The sequence below is a fragment of the Ruegeria sp. AB10 genome (assembly GCF_056542745.1).
On the sequence record NZ_JBQGAI010000004.1, the window covers coordinates 195,819 to 216,170 of the forward strand.

Consider the following 20,352-nt stretch of genomic DNA (forward strand, 5'->3'; position numbering starts at 1 on the left):
CATATCAACCTTGTAGCAACCGTGGATCAAATCGGCATTTGATTGCAAGCGTTTGCGCCCCGGGCTCACGCGATCCGACGGGATTGTGAGGCAGGCAGAGGATTTGGCGGCAGTTGATCCAAGCTTCGGCAGTAGGTATGCCGAAACAGAGGTAAACTTGGGCAGGACAACCGGCCGTGACACAAACCCGACCCGCCGTCCGGACCACGGCCATCATGTTCACCGCCGTTTTCGTGGGCGGCGCGGCAGGGTCCCTGCTGCGCGAGGCGTTTTCGGCCCAGATTCCCGGCGCTCCGGTGCTGACGGCGACCTTCGGGATCAATGTCGTGGCCTGTTTCGTGCTTGGTTGGCTGTATGCGGTTCGAAACCGTGTCCACGCGCATGTGTTGCATCTGGGGGCTGTCGGGTTCTGCGGTGGGCTTTCGACCTTTTCCTCTTTTGTGGCCGAACTGGAACGAATGGCCGAAGCCCACCTATTGAGTGCGATTTCAGCCGCCTCGCTGGAAATTGCCGTCGGCCTTGCCGCTGCCATTCTGGGTGAGTCCATCGGGCGGCGGGTACACGGCCCGAGGTCGGCGGGATGAGCGCGTTTTTCCTTCACGCGATGTTCGGACTGGGCGGTGGATTGGGCGCAGTTCTGCGGCACTGGATCGCTTTGCGCGTCCACCATGACCTGCCCTTTGCAACGCTGATCGTAAACGTCTTGGGCAGCTTTCTTCTGGGTCTATGGGTTGGATACCTCGGCGGGCCGGTCGATCTGGGTGAGGAGGAAAGACGGCTGGTATTTGGCTTCTGCGGTGGCTTTACCACCTTTTCCAGCTTTGCCTATCAATCGCTGGAACTGCGGCGGGAACGGACGATTGTGCTGGCAGCCGGGAACATCCTGTTCAGCCTTGGCCTGTGCTGGTTTGCCCTGTGGCTGGGGTTGGTGCTGATGCGCTAATGCGCGGCAACGGCAGCCTGCGTGCCAGGTTTGGGCGCTTTGCAGAAAAACAGCAGCGGTATCGTTGCCAAGGCCAGCAATCCCAGATTGTTGAAGACAGTCAGATAAGAAATCAGCTCGGCCTGCTGGCCGATCACCTGCCCCAGAATGGCAGCCCCTTCGGCACTTTCCGGCGTCAGGCCGAGCGGCTGCAGATAGGCCTGCGCCGCCGAGTTGTAAGGCGTCACATTCTGGCTCAGCACCGCCGTATTTGTCTGCAACCCGCGCACGACCCATGTGCCCACCAGAGATATCCCAACCGATGAGCCCAGTTGCCGGGTCACGTTGAACAGGCCCGATGCCTCGTCCTGCCGCGATTTCGAAATGCTCTCGAAGGCCAGAATCGACATCGGAACAAAAACCAGCCCCATGCCCAACCCGCTTACAGCCCCCGGCCAGGCCAGTTCCCAAAACCCGGCATTCATGTTCAGCGCGCCCATCATGAAGTTGCTTGCGGCCGTCAACAGCATCCCCACCCCGGCCAGAAGACGCGGATCGAACCGCGACACCAGCACCGCTCCGGTCACAACCATCGATAGCCCGGCGGTGATGCCACGCGGAATGAACAGATGCCCCGAGGCGATAACGGGATAATCCAGCAGGTTCTGCACAAAGGTCGGCAGGATCGCGATGCCGCCAAACAGCGAGATGGCAAAACCCGCGATAACCAGATTGCACAGGGCAAAGTTGCGATCTGCGAAAAACCGCAGGTCCACTACTGGCCGTTTGGTGGTCAGCGCGTGGACGATGAACCCCAATGCGCCCAGAACCGACGCGATCAGCGCCACCTGAATGACGCGGGACGACAGCCAATCTTTGGTCTCGCCCTGATCAAGGATGAACTGCAAACAGCCGATGCCAATTGCCAGCAGGGCCAGACCCGCCCAATCGATCCGCACCTCTTCGGTTTCATCCTCTGGCAGCTCGCCCGCCAGCAGCAGCAGCGCCATCGCGGCCACCGGAAGGTTGACGAAAAACACCATCCGCCACGAGAAATACTCGGTCAGAAGCGCCCCGACCGTCGGCCCCAACACGGGGGCCACCACGACGCCCAGGCCAAAAACGGCCATCGCCTGTCCACGTTTTTCACGGGGGAAGGCATCGAACAGGATGGATTGGGATAGCGGGATCAGGAATGCGCCGAACATGCCCTGGGCAAGGCGAAAGATGACAATGGTCTCAAGGCTCCAGGACAGGCCGCACATGACGGACATCGTGGTGAAACCGGTGATGGCCGTCAGGATCAGCCGCCGGCGCCCGACCCGGCGGGCAACAAAGCCGGTCAGGGGCATGGCGACAACCGCAGAGACGATATAGCTGGTCAGAATCCAGGTCGCCTGATCGGTCGTGGCCCCGAACGCGGCCTGAATATGGGGCAGCGCGACGTTGACGATGGTGCTGTCCAGCACCTCGAGAATGGCGCTGAGCACAACGGCGACAACAATCACCGGGTTGACGCGGCTGGCTGCCGAATCGGTCATTTGCCGGGCTGGTCCGCTGTGGTGTCCACGGTCACTTTGCTGCTGCCACCCACGCGCAGCGGCATATCGGTCGGATCAAGTTCCACACGCACCGGGAACCGGCGGGTCACCTTGACCCAGTTGCCGCTGGCGTTCTCGGACGGCAACAGCGAGAACGTGTCCCCCGATCCGCGCCCGATCGAGGCCACTTTGCCGATCAAGGTCACCCCGGGAAGCATATCAACCTTCACCGTGACCGGCTGGCCGGGCCGGATCCGCGGCAGTGCAGTTTCCTTGAAATTCGCGTCCACCCACCATTCCGAAGCCTCGACGATGGAAAACTGTGGTGCGTTGGCTGAAACCGCCGATCCAGGACGCAGGGACAGGTTGGCGACCCAGCCATCTGCGGTGGCGTAGACTTTGGTCCAGTTCAGATCGGCCTGTGCAATCTCAAGCTGCGCGCGCGCGGCCAAGACTTCGTCCTGCTTCGCGGCAAGCCCGCTTTGCAGCGCCAACAGTTCGGATTGACTGGTGGTCAGACGGGCCGAGGCCTCGGCAAACGCCGTTGTCGCCTGATCCAGCGAGACCTGCGCCACATCGCCGTCCGAAAACAGCGCTTTGGACCTTTCAAAATTGTTTTTGGCGGTGTTGTAGGCCGATTGAGACGACTGAACCGCAGCCTCAGCTGCGGTAATCTGATTGGAATAGGATTGCGCCTGTTGCAGCGAACTGTCCAGATCGGCCTGTGCCTGATCCACAGAGGCCTTGAATTGCGTAGCGTCGATCGTGAACAGCAGATCACCCGCCTTGATCGGCTGGTTGTCGGTGATCGGAACCTCGGCGACCTGCCCGGTCACCTGCGCTGCCACGTTAATGATGTTGGCGCCGACATAAGCGTCTTTGGTCGAGGGATACCGTTCCTCGTGCTGCCAATACAGAAACAGCCCGGCGGCGATGGCGATCAGCATGGCTGCGACGGCGGCGATTTTGACGGACTTCATGCTTCGGGCCTCTCGCAGGTCATTACATCGGATAGGTGTGCATCCGCACCGCCAGATTTCCCATGATCCAGACGGTCCCGAGGATGATGATCAGCAGCACCAGCGTGGAAAACAGGATCAGATCGAGGTCTTCGCGGCTGCTGCGGCGGCGGTCGATATGCAGGAAATAGACCAGTTGCACGATCAGTTGCGCCAGCCCCAGCAATGCGATCGAAAGGTAAACCCCCTTGGTTTCGATGCCGTATTTGTAGGCGATGAGGAACACCGCCGCCGTCAGCAAAAGCGAGCCGCCATAGCCGATGACATACCGCCGACGTTCGCGCCGGTGCATCTCGCTGCGCTTATCCATAGGTCAGCCCTCCGAAATAAACGATGGTGATGATGCCGATCCAGATCAGGTCGAGAAAGTGCCAGAGCAGCGCCAGCCGCACGACGCGCGACATCAACAGGTCGGTCAGGCCGAACATCCGCAGTTGGATGCCCAGAACGATCAGCCACAAACACCCTGCCGCGACGTGTAGGCCGTGTAGCGGCACCAAGCCGTAGAACGCGGACAGGAATCCACTGCGCTGGGGGATGCCACCCTTTTCAGCCATGGCCAGGAAGTCGCGGATCTCCAGCACCAGAAAGCTTAGGCCCAATACCAGCGTCACGCAGAACCAGAATACGATCCGCCATCTCGGCAGGTTGTATTTCAGCGCCAGCATCGCCAGACCCACGGTCAGACTGCTGGTCAGCAGGATCAGCGTTTGGGCAAAGATGCTGTAAAGGTCGAACAGCTCATGCGGCCCCGGCCCCCCCACCTGTGCGTCGATCATGGTGATGTAGATCGCGAACATCAGGCCGAAATAGACCAGATCGCTCATCAGAAAGACCCAGAATCCGAAGGTGACGACCTCGGTGGCCCGGTGGGCGCTTTCATGGCGCCGCCCAAGGTTCAGACCGGGATAGCTATGGGTGGGCGCGCGCTTCATGTCGCAGCCTCCAGATCGGGACGGGCAAGGCCGCGGTTTTCCGGGGCGGTTTCATGGTCACGATCCACGGCTGAGGCGTTGCGCACCAGATCGAGCCAGGCTTCGTGCTGCCTGCGCACCTCTTCGGCGGGGATGACCTCTTCAAAGTTGATGTTGAAGGTCCAGGCGATAAGGGACACAAGCATCAGCACTGTCATCAAAGCCGCCAGCCACCAGATCCACCAGACCAGCGCGAACATCCACACACCGCTGAGCACACATAGGGTAAACCCGATCGCAGTATTGCGCGGCATCGTGATGTCCTCATAGGCGTCGGGGCTGGGGTAGGCCTCGCCCCGCTCTTTGGCGGCGGCGAAATTATCCCGGTCGGTCACCTGCGGGATGATGGCAAAGTTATAGGGCGGCGGCGGTGACGGGATCGACCATTCCAGCGTGCGCCCGTCCCAAGGGTCACCAACAGGGGCGCGGGTTTTCTCACGGTCCCGGATGCTGACCCACAGCTGGACGAGGATGGACAGCAGCCCGCATGTGATGATCAGAGCACCGACAATCGCGACGATCATGTAGGGATGGAAAGAGGCGTCGCTATAGCTGAAGGACCGGCGCGGCATCCCCATGAGACCCACGAAATAGAGCGGCATGAAGGTCAGCAGGAACCCGACTGTCCAGCACACGACCGAAACCCGGCCCCAAAACTCGTTCAGGCGGAACCCGAAGGCCTTGGGGAACCAGTAGTTATAAGCCGCCAGCAGGCCGAACAGCACGCCCGGTAGCAGCGCGTTGTGGAAATGCGCAACAAGAAACAGCGTATTGTGCACCTGATAGTCGACCGTCGGGTTGGCGAGGATCACGCCCGACAACCCACCGATGACAAACAGCATCAGGAAGGCCAGGCCATACAGCATCGGAACCGAAAACCGGATGCGACCGCGGTACAGGGTGGCCATCCAGTCATAGACCTTCACCCCGGTCGGGACGGCGATCAGCATGGTTGCAATGCCAAACACCGCATTGATCAGCGCGCTTTGGCCCATGGTGAAGAAGTGATGCAGCCAGACGGTGAAGGAGAGTACCGCGATACACATGGTGGCTATGACCAGCGAGTTGTACCCGTACAGCCGCTTGGCGGAGAAGGTGGCAAACACCTCGGAATAGATGCCATAGGCGGGCAGAACCAGCAGGTAGACCTCGGGGTGGCCGAACAGCCAGAACAGGTTGGCATAATTCATCATGTTGCCGCCCAGGTCGTTGGTGAAAAAGTGGAAGTCCAGATACCGGTCCGCCGCCAGCATCAGCGCGGCAACACCAAGCGGCGGCATGGCAAAGATGATCAGGATCGAGCTGCTGATGATCGTCCAGCAATACATCGGCAGCCGCATGAACTTCATCCCCGGTGCCCGCAGCTTGTAGATCGTGACGGCAAAGTTGATGCCGGTTAGCGTTGTCCCGATGCCCGAGACAAAGATGGCCCAGATCCAATAGTCCGGCCCCACCCCGGGATTGAACGCTGCACCGGTATAGGGCGGGTATGCCGTCCAACCTCCGGTCGAGAAATTGCCCACCACCAGCGACACCATCAGCATCATACCGGCCGAGACCGTCAGGCCGAGACTGATCTGGTTCATCACCGGAAAGGCCACGTCCCGCGCACCGATCATCAGCGGCACCAGATAGTTCGCAACGCCAAAGACAAAGGGCACGGCCACAAAGAACACCATGATAGTGCCGTGGGTGCTGAACAGTTCGGCGAAATGTTCGGCCTCAAGGAAACCATCGCCCGGCCCTGCCGCCTGCTGGGCGCGCATGACCACGCCCTCGAGCACGCCCCGCGCCAGCATGACGATGGCAAACACGATATACATGATGCCGATCTTCTTGTGATCGGCGCTGGTCAGCCAGTCACGCCACAGCGGCCCCCACAGGCGGAACCATGTCAGCAACCCGACCACGGCGATCACGCCGACGACAACAATGCCAGCGGCCGCGTTCGCCACGATTTCGTTGGTGTTGGGCGTTTGGATCAGACCTGCGATTGGAAACGCGTCCCAGCTCAGGCGGCCAAAGAAACCGGTATCGGTCATTGCGGGGCCTCCTGCCCAAACTCAACCGTTCCCGGCTGTTGATCCGTCGGCAGAGGTTGCCCGCCGTGATAACGATGCAGAATGGACTGGAACAGATCACCCTCCTCCAACGTGAAATACAGAGCATTGAGCGGCATAAGGGCAGTCCCCAAAGCCGCCTGTACTTCGTCCCGATCCGTACGCATCGCGAGCGTGCGATAGGTGTCCTCGGTCAGGGGGATGCCGTGGGCGCGGACACTTTCAACCCAGGCGTTGAAATCCTCAGGCTGCATGGCCTGAGTCAGGAACTTCTGTTTGGTGAAACCACGGCCGTTATACTGCGTGTTTTCGCCCTGCATCGTCTTGGGCGCGTCCGCCACCAGATGCAGTTTTGTCGTCATCCCCGGCATGGCGTAAATCTGCCCGGCCAATGCCGGGATCATGAACGACTGCATGACCGTGTCCGTGGTCAGCGTCATTGCAACCTGTTGTTTGACCGGAATGCCCAACTCACCGACGGTTGCGATACCCAGATCGGGGTAGATGAACAGCCATTTCCAATCGAGACCGACAACCTGCACGTTCAGCGCCGGGGTCTCGCCGAAAGCAGCGGAATAAGGATCCAGCCGATGCGTCGCTTTCCACAGATAGAAGGACAACAGCGCCACAATCAGCACCGGCACGCCCCACATGACGAATTCCAGCCGGGCGGAAAAATCCCATTTCGGCCGATAGGCGGCTGAGTCACCTTTGCGCCGCCGATACCGCAGGGCAATCAACGGCACCAGAACCAACACCGGCAGCACCGCCACCATGATCAGAACGGTTGCGCGCAACAGATGCGTTTTCTGGATCGCGGCAATCGGCCCCTGCGGGTCCATGAAACTGCCACTCGCCCACGCCATCTGCGCCGAAGCCGCCACAATCGTGACTGCAAGCGGTATTGCACATGACAGATTTGAAGGTCTGAGCAAAGCCACGCCTGGATGTCCTCTTGTCCTTCGTTTCGGCCAACTATCGGCAGAGTCAGGAAATTTCTCAAGGTTTTTTCCAAAACCACCAATTGTATCAGGCACTGTCCCATCAACCGGACCTCAACAGACGCAGGTGCCGCTGTTGACTTAACCTCACGACCGGGCGAGACATTCCGGTGATGCGTCGGATATTAATCGCTTTCAGTCTCTGGTGCCTGTCGACGGGTGCGTACGCGCAGGACCGCGCGGCGGTTGAACGGCAATTCCAGGCGTGGCTTCAAGATACGGTTTGGCCTCAGGCCAAGGCCAAAGGCGTCTCACGCAAGACGATGAAACGGGCTTTTGACGGGGTAACGCTCAACTGGAAGCTGCCGGATTTGGTACCGCCGGGCCAAGCGTCGCAGACACCCAAACACCAAAAACAGGCAGAGTTCGGGTCGCCCGGGCGCTATTTCAACGCGGGCTCCGTTCAGGGGGCCACGGCCATCGGGCGGCAGATGGCGCGCCGCCACGCGGCGGCCTTGGCTCAGGTCGAAGCGCAAACCGGCGTGCCCGGCCGCATCATCCTTGCCATCTGGGGCCGCGAGAGCGGATACGGTCAGGTCCCCATCCGCCACAACGCGTTTCAGGTGCTGGGCACAAAGGGCTTCATGAGCACCCGTGCCCGGTATTTCACCGATGAACTGATCGCCGCATTGCAAATTGCCGAGGCCGGGCACGCCCCGTCCAGCACTTTGAAAAGCAGCTGGGCCGGGGCGTTGGGCCAACCGCAATTCATGCCCTCGAACTTTCTGACCTATGCGGCGGATGGCAACGGTGACGGGCGGTCCGATATCTGGGCCTCACCCGAGGATACAATCGCATCCATCGGGAATTTCCTATCTCAACACGGCTGGATCGCCGGGCGCGACTGGGGATTCGAAGTGACCGTCCCAGCCTCGGTGTCTTGTGCCCTAGAAGGGCCGGATCAGGGCAAGCCCATTCAGGACTGGGCCGCGATGGGCATAACCCGCGTGTCGGGCAAACCGTTTCCGAACCATGAACTGCAGGGCGAAGGCTTTCTGATGATGCCCGCAGGGCGCAACGGCCCCGCCTTCCTCGTCACGCCAAATTTCTACGTTCTGAAGGATTACAACAAAAGCGATCTCTACGCCCTGTTCGTGGGCCATGTCGGAGACCGCATTCAATTTGGCGTAGGGGATTTCAGCGCCCGCTGGGGCAAGGTCGGCAATCTCTACCGGTCCGATGTGGCCGCCATGCAGAGAGCGTTGGAGCGCCACGGCCATGATGTTGGCGGCGCAGACGGGTTGCCGGGATTCAAAACCCGCCGTTCGATCGGGCGCTGGCAACAGGCCACTGGGCGCACCCCGACCTGCTTTCCCGAAACCAGCATGAAAGCCGCCCTGAAACCTTAGCGATTCGCCTTGCGCCTTGCGCCATCGGGGCGGTCAAACCCGCCCCCGAGGGCCAGCGCAAATTGCACCCTTCACAAAAGTGTTAAGAAGCTCGGCAGTTTCATCATTATATTTCGGAACCACCCCGGGTTTCATTCACAATCCACCTATAGCGGCCTCTTTTTCAGGCAAAGGCTTTATCCTTTTTTGAAATAGTGCCACTTTCCCCGGCAGTGAAAGGCGACTTTTGCAAACACGTTCCCGACTTCAAACCGAGAGACTGCGACGCGGTGTTCATTGCGATCTGACAGAGCAATCCTTGAACCATCGGCGATCTTTCTGAGTCGGACAAACATAGCGGTCGGCAGCCATCCTGAACTGATGCGGGTGCCGTGCCGCCAAAAATGGGAGTAGAACAACATGAACAAGTACATTCGGACATCTCTGGCGGGGCTGTTGACCTCGACCATGATTACCGGCGCTGCTTTTGCCGCAGGGACCCATCCTGAAACCGGCGAGGCGCTGGCGGATGACCAGACCTTTGTCTATCGCATTCTGGACGAGCACAGCTCGGTCGATCCGCAGGTGGTCGAGGACGTAACGGGCGCTGAAATCGTCCGCGACCTGTTCGAGGGCCTGATGAACCAGGACGCGGACGGAAACCTGATCCCCGGCGTTGCCACTGGTTACACCACCAACGACACCAAGGACGTTTACACCTTTACCCTGCGCGATGACGCCAAATGGTCCAACGGCGACCCGGTGACCGCCAGTGATTTTGTCTTTGCCTGGAAACGCGCCGTCGATCCCGCCCTGTCCTCGCCCTATGCCTGGTTCATGGAACTGATGTCGATCGAGAACGCATCGGAAATCATTGCCGGCGAAAAACCGGTGGATGAGTTGGGCGTGACTGCCATCGACGACAAAACGCTTGAGGTCAAGCTGAGCGCGCCGCTGCCGTATTTCGCGCAGATGACCACGCATTCGACCACCTTCCCCGCCCCGCAGAAAGTCATCGAAGAGTTCGGCGACGCCTGGACAAAACCTGAAAACATCGTCTCGAACGGCGCCTATGTGCTGACAGAACACCTGCCGCAGGAACGCTCGGTCCGCGAACGCAACGAGATGTATTGGGACAACGACAACACCATCATCGACAAGGTCGTGGCGATGGTCATCAACGACGAAAACGTCGCCCTGACCCGCTATCTGGCCGGTGAGCTGGATCGCACCGAAGTTCCCGCAGGCCAGTTCCCCCGTCTGCAGAAAGAAAACCCCGAAGAAGCCATCAGCTTCCCCCGTCTGTGCAACTATTATTACACCTTCAACCTGTCCGAAGGTGGCCCCGAAGAATTCAAGGACCCCAAGGTCCGTCAGGCCCTGTCGCTGGCCGTTGACCGTGACATCATCACCAAGAACGTCAAAGCAGGCGGCGAGCCGCCCGCATACACGTTCGTTCCCGAAGCCACCGCCGGCTTCACTGTCCCCGCCGTGGAAATGGCTTCGATGACGCAAGCCGAGCGCGACGAGTTGGCCAAGGAACTGCTGGCCGAGGCCGGTTATGGCCCGGACAATCCGCTGAGCTTCGAGATGGTCTACAACACCGACGAAGCGCATAAGAAAGTGGCCGTGGCCCTCAGCCAGATGTGGAAACAGAAGCTGGGCGTTCAGGTCGAACTGGCCAACATGGAATGGAAAGTGTTCCTGGAAGAGCGCGGCAACCAGAACTTCGATCTGGCCCGTGGTGCATGGTGTGGCGACTATAACGAAGCCTCGACCTTCCTGGACCTGCTGCAATCGGATTCCGGCTATAACGACGGCAAGTACAACAACGCCCGCGTTGACGAACTGCTGGCCGAGGCGAAAACCTCGGACGATCCGGCCCCCCTGTATACCGAGGTTGAACGGATCATCGCGCAGGAAACTCCGGTTATCCCGATCTATCACTATGCTGGTGTCTACATGATGGACAGCGATGTCGGAAACTGGCCGGTCAATAACGTAGAGCAGAACTGGTACTCCAAGAACCTCTACAAACGCGCCGAATAACCATCCTTAAAACACGCTTTGCCCCGAGAATCTCTTCGGGGCAAAGCCAATAATGGGGGCATGAAATGCTTGCCTATATCATCCGGCGATTGTTGATCGCCGTTCCGACGATACTGCTGCTGATCGTCGCCTGTTTCTTTCTGATGCACTTCGCGCCCGGCGGGCCATTCACGTCAGAGCGGCCTCTGCCGCCGGCGGTTCTGGCCAATATCGAGGCGCGCTACGGGCTGGACCAGCCGCTGTGGAAACAGCTTTGGGACTACCTCTACAATATCGTGGTGCATTTTGACTTCGGCCCGTCCTTCAAATTCAAGGACCGGGACGTCAATGACATCATCGCGCAGGGTTTCCCGATCTCGCTGACCTATGGCTCGCTGTCCTTTCTGGTTGCGACCGTCATCGGCGTGGGTCTTGGGATCGCCGCTGCGATCAAGCACAACAGCTGGATCGACTATTTCGCTGTTGGTCTGGGCATTGCCGCGCAGGCGCTGCCGAACTTCATCATGGGTCCGATTCTGATCCTGACTTTCACCCTGTGGCTGGGTTGGCTGCCCGGCGGGGGCTGGAACGGTGGTCAGTGGCAATATCTGATCATGCCGGTGATTGCACTGGCGACCTCATACATGGGGTCGATCGCCCGGATTACGCGGTCGTCGATGCTTGAGGTTCTGAACTCGAACTTCATCCGCACCGCCCGCGCCAAGGGTCTGCCGACCAGAACCGTGATCTGGCGCCATGCGCTGAAACCCACCTTGCTGCCGGTTGTGTCCTATCTGGGTCCGGTCTTTGTCTACGTGCTGACCGGATCGGTTTTTGTGGACATCTATTTCTCGACCGGTGGTCTGGGGCAGGCCTATGTCGGCTCAGCCCTGTCGCGGGATTACGCAGTGCTGCTGGGGGTCACGATCCTGTACGGCGCGCTGACCGTCATCGTGAACCTGCTAACCGACCTGGCCTACGCCTGGTTCGATCCGAAAATCCGCTACTGAGGGGCTGGCAATGCTTGGAAAATCACAAAAAGCCGCCCAACTGGCCGAAGATGTCACCGACTACACGGTCATTCAGGGGCGTTCGCTCTGGCAAGACGCGCGGATGCGCTTTGTCCGCAACAAGGCCGCAATGGCCAGTGTGTTCATTCTGGTGTTGATCGTTCTGTTCACGATCCTCGGCCCGTATTTCGCCGTGTGGAACAACGAGGAGATCGACTGGAACGTCATGGGTGACGTGCGCGGCATGGGTATGCCCTCCGTCGAGACCGGGCACTTTTTCGGGGTCGATGACTTGGGCCGCGACCTTTACAGCCGGGTCATTCAGGCGACGACCACCTCGTTGCTGGTGGGGCTGATCGGGGCTGCGACTGCGCTGATCGTAGGCACCTTCTATGGTATCGCGGCAGGCTACATCGGCGGGCGCACCGACAGCGTGATGATGCGTTTCGTCGATATCCTGCTGGCCATCCCGGCCACACTGATCATCATCCTGTTGCTGGTGGTCGCAGGGCGGTCGTTCTTCATGCTGTTCATCGCCCTCGGCGCGGTCGGCTGGCTGACTATGGCGCGGATCGTCCGGGGACAGACCCTGACCCTGAAAAACCGCGAATTCATCGAGGCCGCACGGGCCGCCGGTGTCAGCGAGTTCACCATCATGTATCGCCATATCCTGCCCAACCTGTTGGGTGTGGTGATCGTCTATGCCTCGTTGCTGGTGCCCGAGATGATCCTGACGGAAAGCTTCATCTCGTTCCTCGGCCTCGGGATCTCGGAACCCTACACTTCGTTGGGTCGTCTGATCGCCGAAGGGGCGGGCACGATGGGCTATGGTACCCTATGGCAGCTGTTGTTCCCCCTGACATTCTACGTCGCCATCATCATCACGATGTTCTTCATCGGCGATGGTCTGCGTGACGCTCTGGACCCGAAGGATCGCTGATATGAGCCTGTTTTCTGTAAAAGACCTGAGCGTCCAGTTCGACACCCCCGATGGCGTGGTCGAGGCCGTCAAAGGCATCAGTTTCGACATCAACCCGGGCGAATGCCTTGGTATCGTCGGCGAAAGCGGGTCTGGCAAAAGCCAGACCTTCATGGCCGCGATGGGACTGTTGCCACCGGCCGGGCGGGCCTTGGGATCCGCCACGCTGAACGGCGAGGAAATCCTGAACCTGCCCATCAATAAGCTGAACAAGATTCGCGGCGACGACGTCGGCATGATCTTTCAGGATCCGCTGACCGCGCTGACTCCGCATTTGCGGGTTGGCCAGCAAATGCGTGAGGTTCTGCAAGTTCATGAAGGGCTGCAGGGTTCTGCTGCACGGGCGCGGTGTCTGGAATGGCTGGAACGTGTCCGCATCCCTGAGGCGAAGCGGAGGCTGAACCAATACCCGCACGAGCTGTCGGGCGGGATGCGCCAGCGCGTCATGATAGCCATGTCGATGCTGTGCAATCCCAAGCTGCTGATCGCGGATGAGCCCACGACCGCGCTGGACGTGACCGTTCAGGCCGACATTCTGGACCTGATGGTGCGCCTGCAAAAGGACGAAGGCACCGCGATTGCACTGATCACCCATGACATGGGCGTTGTCGCACGGATGTGCGACCGCATTCAGGTCATGCGGTTGGGTCAGTTCGTCGAGGCCGGGGACACGCGCGAAATCTTCCGCGCGCCGCAGCACGAATACACCCGTACGCTGCTGGAGGCGATGCCGCGCATCGATGCGGGCGACGCACCAAAGGCGTTGGCCAAGGTCGATGAGCCGCTGCTTAAGGTCGATGACGTCAAGGTGCACTTCCCGATCCATGTCTCGGGCGGGTTGTTTGGGCACAAGGTACCGCTGAAGGCCGTCGATGGGGTCAGCTTTGACATCCGCAAGGGGGAAACACTGGGCGTCGTGGGCGAGTCCGGCTGCGGCAAGTCCACGCTGGCGCGGGCGGTGCTGCAACTGATCGAACCCAGCGCAGGCAACGTCAGCTGGCTGGGCCACCCAATCGTCGGGCTAAGACGGGCAGAACTGAACAAGTACCGCAAGGATCTTCAGATCGTGTTCCAGGACCCGCTGGCCAGCCTTGATCCACGGATGACGATCTCGGCCTCGATTGCCGAGCCGCTGAAGACCTACCGCCCCGACCTGACCGATCGCGAACGCAAGGACTTGGTCGCGCAGATGATGGAGCGGGTCGGCCTGAAAGCCAACATGATCAACCGCTACCCGCACGAGCTGTCCGGCGGTCAGAACCAACGGGTCGGAATTGCACGGGCGATGATCAACAAACCCAAGCTGATCATCTGTGACGAGGCGGTTTCGGCGCTGGATGTGTCCATTCAGGCGCAGATCGTGGAACTGCTGCGCGAGTTGCAGCAAGAATTCGGTCTGTCGATGATCTTCATCAGCCACGACCTGTCGGTGGTGCGGGCGGTGTCGAACCGGATCATGGTTCTGTATCTGGGCCGGATCGTCGAACTGGGTGACGGAGAGGTGATCTGTTCCGATCCGATCCACCCCTACACGAAGTCCCTGATTTCAGCGGTGCCGATCCCGGACCCGGAGGTCGAACGGACCCGTCAGCGGTTGAAACTGCCTGGTGAACTGCCCTCGCCTATGGATCCGAAAGCTGCGCTTCGGTTCCTGCCCAGCCGGTTGGCCGCAGGTGAAACCAACTATGTACCGAAGCTGAGCGAGGTGAGACCCGATCATTTCGTGGCCGAACATGACCCGCTGGACGCCATCATAAACACGGGCTGAGCCCCCTGCCCCGAAGCCAGTTACCCGGCTTCGGGGCAAATTGCTGCGACACCTCCGACCGGCCGCTTTTTCCCTGCCAGGGCACACATCGGGCGGATGCCTCATTTCGCCGCAGAGGGCGCAGAAAACCGCGATGTTTCAGCATGTGGGACCCGATCGTTTTGACTTATACCCCCCTGGGTGGCACCATCTCGGAAAATCGCGGTCTGAATTCCCGTTGGCGTTGAATGTTCGCGCCACGGGTCCTAAGAGGTCTTCGTAGCAAACAGACTGCCAGACATTGTTTAAGTAACTTGAGAGGTCAAATGGCACGTAAAGTCACAAAGGCGATCTTCCCCGTTGCAGGACTTGGCACCCGGTTCCTGCCAGCAACAAAGTCGGTCCCGAAAGAGATCATGACTTTGGTCGATCGCCCGCTGGTGCAATACGCCATCGACGAGGCGCGCGCCGCCGGTATCACCGAATTCATCTTTGTAACGTCACGGGGCAAATCCGCTCTGGAGGACTATTTCGACCACAATCTGGTTCTCGAGCAGGAATTGAAAGCCAAGGGCAAGGATCAACTGCTGGAAACGCTGAGCGCGACCAACATGGAAAGCGGCGCAATCGCCTATATCCGCCAGCACAAAGCGCTGGGTCTGGGCCACGCGGTCTGGTGTGCCCGCCGTCTGATCGGCGATGAACCCTTTGCGGTGATGCTGCCCGATGACGTGATCGCTGGCGACACGCCCTGCCTGAAGCAGATGGTCGAAGCCTATGAGGAAACCGGCGGCAACATGGTTGCGGCCATGGAAGTTCCGGCTGACAAAACCAGCGCTTACGGCGTTCTCGATGTGGGTGAAAACATCGGCTCGGTCGTCCGTGCACGCGGTATGGTCGAAAAACCGAAACCCGAAGAGGCGCCGTCGAACCTGGCCGTCATCGGGCGCTACATTCTGGGCCCATCGGTCCTGTATAACCTGAACCAGATGAAAAAGGGCAGCGGCGGTGAAATCCAGCTGACCGACGCCATTGCTGAAGACATCGGAAACGGTGTGCCAGTCTTTGGCTACAAGTTCGACGGTCAGCGGTTTGACTGCGGATCCAAATCCGGCTTCCTGCAGGCCACGGTTGCCTTTGCACTGGCCCGCGATGACCTACGCGAAGACCTGAGCCAATATCTGCACGACATCGTCGCCACAGGTCAGGCGGCGCAGTAAAGGGCTGCTTTCAGGATTTTGGCCGGGGCACTCAGCGCCCCGGCTTTTTTGTGCCCTCAAAGATTAGCAAAACGTTCTTCGGGCGTCCGGCCCGGTCAGACGGGATTCATGCACAGCACGGCAATGTGGCGCGCAATGCAATTGTCTGACCGACAGCCTCAGGAGGACGCCCGTGTCACAGAACTCTCCCCGATTTAACCTGCCTTTTCTGCAACCGTCGCAGGCTCAGAAACACGTCACTCATAACGAGGCGTTGCGGCAGTTGGACCTGATCACGCAACTGAGCGTGGCCACGACAAATGCCTCGACTCCGCCCGCCGTTCCGGATCAAGGAGAGGTGCACGCATTGGGCGCAGCCCCCACGGGGGATTGGACTGGGCAGGCCGGAAAGCTGGCCGCGTGGCTGGACAATGCCTGGCATTTCGTCACGCCCGGCACGGGCTGGCGTGCCTGGGACGAAAGCGCCGGGCAAACGAAAATCTGGGATGGTGCTGCTTGGATTGACCCTCCGGTCGCGACACAAAACCTGAACGGCATGGGGATCGCCACAAGTTATGACAGCACGAACCGCCTTTCGGTGCGGTCTCCGGCAACGCTTCTCAGCCATGACGGCGGCGGGCACCAGTTGAAGATCAACAAGGCCAATGCGGGCGACACTGCCTCGTTGCTGTTTCAATCCAACTGGACCGGACACGCCGAGATGGGTCTGTCGGGCAATACCAGCTTTGCGATCAAAGTCTCGCCCGATGGCAGCACCTGGACTGACGCGCTGAGCTTCGACCCCACGACCGGAGCCGCCAGCGGTGCGGCGATTCAGACCAGCGCCGATGACATTACCGCCGGTCGCCTGATGCGGGCGGATTATGGCTATGGCCCAGGCAACCTGCTGGGTGTCGCGGCGCAGAACGGCGGCACTCCGACCGGGGCCGTCATCGAACGCGGGTCGAACGCAAACGGTGATTATGTGCGCTTTGCCGATGGCACCCAGATTTGCACCGTCTCTCTGGCGGCCACAGGTTGCACGAATGCAGAAGGTGCCTTGTTCGCAAGCGGCGCAGCGGTCTGGGATTTCCCGGTGTCTTTCGCAGCAGGCTCAACCGTTGCGGTGTCCGGCAGCGGAGGCGCTGCCACCCGGTTCATGGGGTTTGATGCGCCGACTGACGCTCAGGTGGGGTTCAAGGTTCTGTCCACCGTAAGCGATGCGACGGCGCTGGCACCAACGGCCACTGCAATTGGCCGCTGGTTCTGATCTTGAATTGCCCGGGTTCGCGCCCGGGCTTTTACTTGGCGCGCAAATCCGCGTCTGCCTGATCCAGGAACCAGGCATAGGTTTCGCGAATTCCGTCTTCCAGACCAACACGCGCGCGCCAACCCATATCGGCCAGACGAGACACATCCATCAGTTTCCGCATGGTGCCATCCGGTTTGCTGACATCCTGTGTGATCTTGCCGGTGAATCCCGTGGTTTTCGCCACCAAGGCCGCCAGTTCCGCGATCGAGACATCCTCGCCGCAGCCCACGTTGATATGGCTCAGCATCGGTTGGGTGTTTGCCTCGTAGACGTCGCGCGGCAGGTCGAGCACGAACAGCGAGGCCTCGGCCATGTCATCCACATGCAGGAATTCGCGGCGGGGTTTGCCGGTGCCCCAGATCACGACCTCATCTTGCCCATCCCGCTGCGCCTCATGGAACCGACGGATCAAGGCAGGCAGCACATGGCTGTTTTCCGGGTGGAAATTGTCGCCCGGCCCATAGAGGTTGGTCGGCATGACCGAGCGGTAATCGACACCGTGTTGCCGGTTATAGCTTTCGCACAGTTTGATCCCGGCGATCTTGGCCACCGCATAGGGTTCGTTGGTCGGCTCAAGTACGCCGGTCAGCAACGCATCTTCGCGCATCGGCTGCGGCACAGCGCGCGGGTAGATGCAGGAACTGCCCAGTTGCAGCAGATGCTTCACCCCGGCGGCAAAGGCCTGATGGATCACGTTACATTCGATCATCAGGTTGTCGTAGATGAAATCCGCCGGATAGGTGTTGTTGGCGTGAATACCGCCCACCTTGGCCGCGGCCAGAATCACGACGTCCGGGCGTTCGGTCTGCATGAAGTCGCGCACGGCGGCCTGATCCGTCAGATCCAGCTCAGCATGCGTGCGGGTGACCAGCTCAAGCGCTTCGCCCGCATCCTTGCGATCCTGCAAACGGCGCAGGATTGCACCACCGACCATGCCGCGGTGACCTGCTACGTAGATCTTGCGCATGGCGCCCTCCTCAGCCGTTTTCCAGACTTACCGGCAACTCATAGCCATGCTCTTTCAACAGCGCATGGCGTTTCGCGGTCTTGAGGTCCTCGACGACCATCTCGGCGCACATTTCCTGAACAGTCAGTTCAGGTTCCCAACCCAGCTTGGTTTTGGCATTTGACGGATCACCCAGCAGCGTTTCCACCTCGGCCGGGCGGAAATATTGCGGATCGATCCGCATGATCACGTCGCCCGGCTTCAGGGCCGGTGCGTTGTCGCCCTCGATCGATTTGACCGTTGCAATCTCATCAACGCCCTCACCCGAGAACTCCAGCGTGACACCCAGTTCCGCCGCCGACCATTCGATGAACTGACGGACCGAGTACTGAACGCCGGTCGCGATCACGAAATCTTCGGGGTTGTCCTGTTGCAGCATCAGCCATTGCATCCGCACATAGTCTTTCGCGTGGCCCCAATCGCGCAGGCTGTCGATGTTGCCCATATACAGGCAGTTTTCCAGACCCTGCGCGATGTTTGCCAGACCACGGGTGATCTTGCGGGTCACGAATGTCTCGCCGCGGCGGGGGCTCTCGTGGTTGAACAGGATGCCGTTGCAGGCATACATGCCATAAGCCTCACGGTAGTTCACCGTGATCCAGTAGGAATACAGCTTGGCCACCGCATAGGGCGAGCGCGGGTGGAACGGCGTCGTCTCGCGCTGCGGGATTTCCTGCACCAGACCATACAGCTCCGAGGTCGAGGCCTGATAGAACCGGGTTTTCTTCTCAAGCCCGAGGAACCGGATCGCCTCAAGCAGGCGCAGCGTGCCGATGGCATCGACATCGGCAGTATATTCCGGGGATTCAAAACTGACCGCCACATGGGACTGCGCGCCGAGGTTGTAAACCTCGTCCGGCTGCACTTCTTGAATGATTCGCGTCAGGTTCGACGTGTCGCTGAGGTCACCGTAATGCAGGTGCAGTTTCGGGTTGGGAACATGCGGGTCCTGATAGATATGGTCGATCCGCTGCGTGTTGAACGAGGACGCGCGGCGCTTAATCCCATGAACTTCATAGCCTTTTTCCAGCAAGAATTCGGCCAGATAGGACCCGTCCTGTCCGGTAATACCGGTAATCAACGCCTTTTTTGTCATCGTTTTTTCCCACGGAATACTGTGTGCATCTTTGACGCCTCAGAAACAGCAAGAAGTCGCGGAATGCAACCCAAGGCGGGAAATCGCTGCGAAAACCGGCGGCAGGTTCCTGCCTGCACGCCGGTCAGGGAAATCGAACGATAACAGAGGTTTTGCAACAGCGACGAAGTCAGCGGCTACCGCTGTCTGCCGTGGTCAGCTTGCACCATATAACGGAACCGCGCTTTTGGCCCCATCCGCCAGCGCCTTGCTCTGATCCCGGCGCACCTGCTCGTAAAGGGCCAGCGCCTGATCCGAGAACAGGTGGCTTGGCGGCTCGACATGCACAAAGTTTGATTGCCCGTCCTGCCCACGCGCCAACATGGCATAGTCACGATCCGCAACCAGCTGTTTTGCATTGGGGTTCAGATAGCGGATGGCGAGGCCGATCCTACGGTCATCGGACCGGTTCGGGCCCGAGCCGTGAATGGTCAGCCCGTGATGCAGGGACATCTGTCCCGGTGCCAGTTCGATATGGGTCTTGTCGTCCTCTGCCACCTCAACGGCAACCTCCTGCCCGCGCGACAGCAGGTTGGTTTCGGAATAGGTGTCGTTATGCGGCAGGATCGGGTTCTTGTGGCTGCCCTGCACGAAATCCATGCAGCCGCTTGCGACCGTGGCCGGAGACAGCGCAATCCAGGCGGTGACCTGATCCGGCGTTTCACCCATGCCCCAATAGGTCAGGTCCTGATGCATACCCACGGTGTGATCGGTATGCGCCTCTTTGATGAAAAACTCGGCAGACCAGACCATGATATCCGGGCCCAAAACACCCTCGACCACATCCAAAACTCTGGGGTCCAGCGCGATCCTGGTCGCCAGCGGGATTACCAGATGCGCATTTACGCGCTTGTAGGTGTTCAACGGCAGGGGCAAATCCGCCGCCAGCCAATCCTGCTCGAGTTGTTCCAGTTCCGCACGTATCTCGGCGCTTTCCTGCGGTGAAAAAACCGTCAGTGGGAAAAGAAACCCGTCTTCCCAATATTGCGCGGATTGGGCTGCGGTCAGCGCGGTTTCAGACTGTGGGGCGGTTTGCGACATGGCTTACCTCATAGCTATGTGTCGCTGCAGGATAGGGCACAAACCAATCA

The 20,352-nt window shown here is 59.8% G+C and carries 18 protein-coding genes; 9 read left to right on the forward strand and 9 right to left on the reverse strand.

Annotated elements, in window-relative coordinates:
* Nucleotides 1–176: 176 nt before the first annotated feature.
* Both ACR0NT_RS10430 and ACR0NT_RS10435 read left to right on the forward strand, forming a co-directional pair.
* Complete coding sequence (locus tag ACR0NT_RS10430; RefSeq protein ID WP_480443030.1) at nucleotides 177–584, forward strand: fluoride efflux transporter FluC; 408 nt, start codon at nucleotides 177–179, stop codon at nucleotides 582–584.
* Complete coding sequence (locus tag ACR0NT_RS10435; protein WP_170446787.1) at nucleotides 581–943, forward strand: fluoride efflux transporter FluC; 363 nt, start codon at nucleotides 581–583, stop codon at nucleotides 941–943. The genes ACR0NT_RS10430 and ACR0NT_RS10435 overlap by 4 nt, the downstream gene beginning before the upstream one ends.
* Here ACR0NT_RS10435 and ACR0NT_RS10440 read toward each other — a convergent pair.
* The 6 genes from ACR0NT_RS10440 to ACR0NT_RS10465 are packed head-to-tail and all read right to left on the reverse strand — an operon-like array spanning nucleotide 940 to nucleotide 7,382.
* Nucleotides 940–2,463: a DHA2 family efflux MFS transporter permease subunit gene (locus ACR0NT_RS10440; protein ID WP_170673966.1), complete on the reverse strand. Its 1,524-nt coding sequence runs from the start codon at nucleotides 2,461–2,463 to the stop codon at nucleotides 940–942. The two genes, ACR0NT_RS10435 and ACR0NT_RS10440, sit on opposite strands and share 4 nt — an antisense overlap.
* Nucleotides 2,460–3,443 (reverse strand): HlyD family secretion protein, encoded by a 984-nt coding sequence (locus tag ACR0NT_RS10445; RefSeq protein WP_170673961.1) that lies wholly within the window; start codon nucleotides 3,441–3,443, stop codon nucleotides 2,460–2,462. The genes ACR0NT_RS10440 and ACR0NT_RS10445 overlap by 4 nt, the downstream gene beginning before the upstream one ends.
* Nucleotides 3,444–3,465: 22 nt before the next feature.
* Nucleotides 3,466–3,792: a cytochrome o ubiquinol oxidase subunit IV gene (locus ACR0NT_RS10450; RefSeq protein WP_170446781.1), complete on the reverse strand. Its 327-nt coding sequence runs from the start codon at nucleotides 3,790–3,792 to the stop codon at nucleotides 3,466–3,468.
* The gene (locus ACR0NT_RS10455; RefSeq protein WP_170673958.1) at nucleotides 3,785–4,417 is read right to left on the reverse strand and encodes a cytochrome c oxidase subunit 3; all 633 of its coding nucleotides are present in this window, start codon (nucleotides 4,415–4,417) and stop codon (nucleotides 3,785–3,787) included. The genes ACR0NT_RS10450 and ACR0NT_RS10455 overlap by 8 nt, the downstream gene beginning before the upstream one ends.
* On the reverse strand, nucleotides 4,414–6,498 hold the full coding sequence (locus ACR0NT_RS10460; RefSeq protein WP_170673954.1) for a cbb3-type cytochrome c oxidase subunit I: 2,085 nt from the start codon (nucleotides 6,496–6,498) through the stop codon (nucleotides 4,414–4,416). Before ACR0NT_RS10460 ends, ACR0NT_RS10455 begins: the two co-directional genes overlap by 4 nt.
* Nucleotides 6,495–7,382 (reverse strand): cytochrome ubiquinol oxidase subunit II, encoded by an 888-nt coding sequence (locus tag ACR0NT_RS10465; RefSeq protein WP_480443032.1) that lies wholly within the window; start codon nucleotides 7,380–7,382, stop codon nucleotides 6,495–6,497. The genes ACR0NT_RS10460 and ACR0NT_RS10465 overlap by 4 nt, the downstream gene beginning before the upstream one ends.
* A gap of 248 nt (nucleotides 7,383–7,630) precedes the next feature.
* Between ACR0NT_RS10465 and ACR0NT_RS10470 the strand changes: the two genes are divergently transcribed.
* The 7 genes from ACR0NT_RS10470 (at nucleotide 7,631) to ACR0NT_RS10500 (ending at nucleotide 17,078) form a co-directional block, all read left to right on the forward strand.
* Nucleotides 7,631–8,866: a lytic murein transglycosylase gene (locus ACR0NT_RS10470; protein ID WP_170673951.1), complete on the forward strand. Its 1,236-nt coding sequence runs from the start codon at nucleotides 7,631–7,633 to the stop codon at nucleotides 8,864–8,866.
* Between the two features lie 399 nt (nucleotides 8,867–9,265).
* Nucleotides 9,266–10,894: a peptide ABC transporter substrate-binding protein gene (locus ACR0NT_RS10475; protein ID WP_170673948.1), complete on the forward strand. Its 1,629-nt coding sequence runs from the start codon at nucleotides 9,266–9,268 to the stop codon at nucleotides 10,892–10,894.
* Between the two features lie 65 nt (nucleotides 10,895–10,959).
* Entirely contained in the window at nucleotides 10,960–11,883 is a 924-nt protein-coding gene (oppB, locus tag ACR0NT_RS10480; protein WP_170673946.1) for an oligopeptide ABC transporter permease OppB, read from the forward strand.
* Nucleotides 11,884–11,893: 10 nt separating this feature from the next.
* On the forward strand, nucleotides 11,894–12,823 hold the full coding sequence (locus ACR0NT_RS10485) for an ABC transporter permease subunit (protein WP_170446769.1): 930 nt from the start codon (nucleotides 11,894–11,896) through the stop codon (nucleotides 12,821–12,823).
* Between the two features lies 1 nt (nucleotide 12,824).
* Nucleotides 12,825–14,630: an ABC transporter ATP-binding protein gene (locus ACR0NT_RS10490; RefSeq protein WP_170446767.1), complete on the forward strand. Its 1,806-nt coding sequence runs from the start codon at nucleotides 12,825–12,827 to the stop codon at nucleotides 14,628–14,630.
* Nucleotides 14,631–14,935: 305 nt separating this feature from the next.
* Nucleotides 14,936–15,829: a UTP--glucose-1-phosphate uridylyltransferase GalU gene (gene galU / locus ACR0NT_RS10495; RefSeq protein ID WP_170446765.1), complete on the forward strand. Its 894-nt coding sequence runs from the start codon at nucleotides 14,936–14,938 to the stop codon at nucleotides 15,827–15,829.
* A 172-nt stretch (nucleotides 15,830–16,001) separates the two neighbouring features.
* Nucleotides 16,002–17,078, forward strand: coding sequence for a DUF2793 domain-containing protein (locus ACR0NT_RS10500; protein WP_170673943.1), 1,077 nt, complete (start codon nucleotides 16,002–16,004; stop codon nucleotides 17,076–17,078).
* A 31-nt stretch (nucleotides 17,079–17,109) separates the two neighbouring features.
* On the opposite strand, the gene fcl is transcribed toward ACR0NT_RS10500, so the two are convergent.
* The 3 genes from fcl to ACR0NT_RS10515 all read right to left on the reverse strand — a co-directional run bounded on the left by fcl (nucleotide 17,110) and on the right by ACR0NT_RS10515 (nucleotide 20,302).
* Nucleotides 17,110–18,087, reverse strand: a complete 978-nt coding sequence (gene fcl / locus ACR0NT_RS10505) for a GDP-L-fucose synthase (RefSeq protein ID WP_170446762.1) — start codon at nucleotides 18,085–18,087, stop codon at nucleotides 17,110–17,112.
* A 10-nt stretch (nucleotides 18,088–18,097) separates the two neighbouring features.
* Nucleotides 18,098–19,222 (reverse strand): GDP-mannose 4,6-dehydratase, encoded by a 1,125-nt coding sequence (gene gmd, locus ACR0NT_RS10510; RefSeq protein WP_170446760.1) that lies wholly within the window; start codon nucleotides 19,220–19,222, stop codon nucleotides 18,098–18,100.
* Nucleotides 19,223–19,417: 195 nt separating this feature from the next.
* Nucleotides 19,418–20,302, reverse strand: a complete 885-nt coding sequence (locus tag ACR0NT_RS10515; RefSeq protein ID WP_170673941.1) for a phytanoyl-CoA dioxygenase family protein — start codon at nucleotides 20,300–20,302, stop codon at nucleotides 19,418–19,420.
* Nucleotides 20,303–20,352 lie beyond the last annotated feature (50 nt).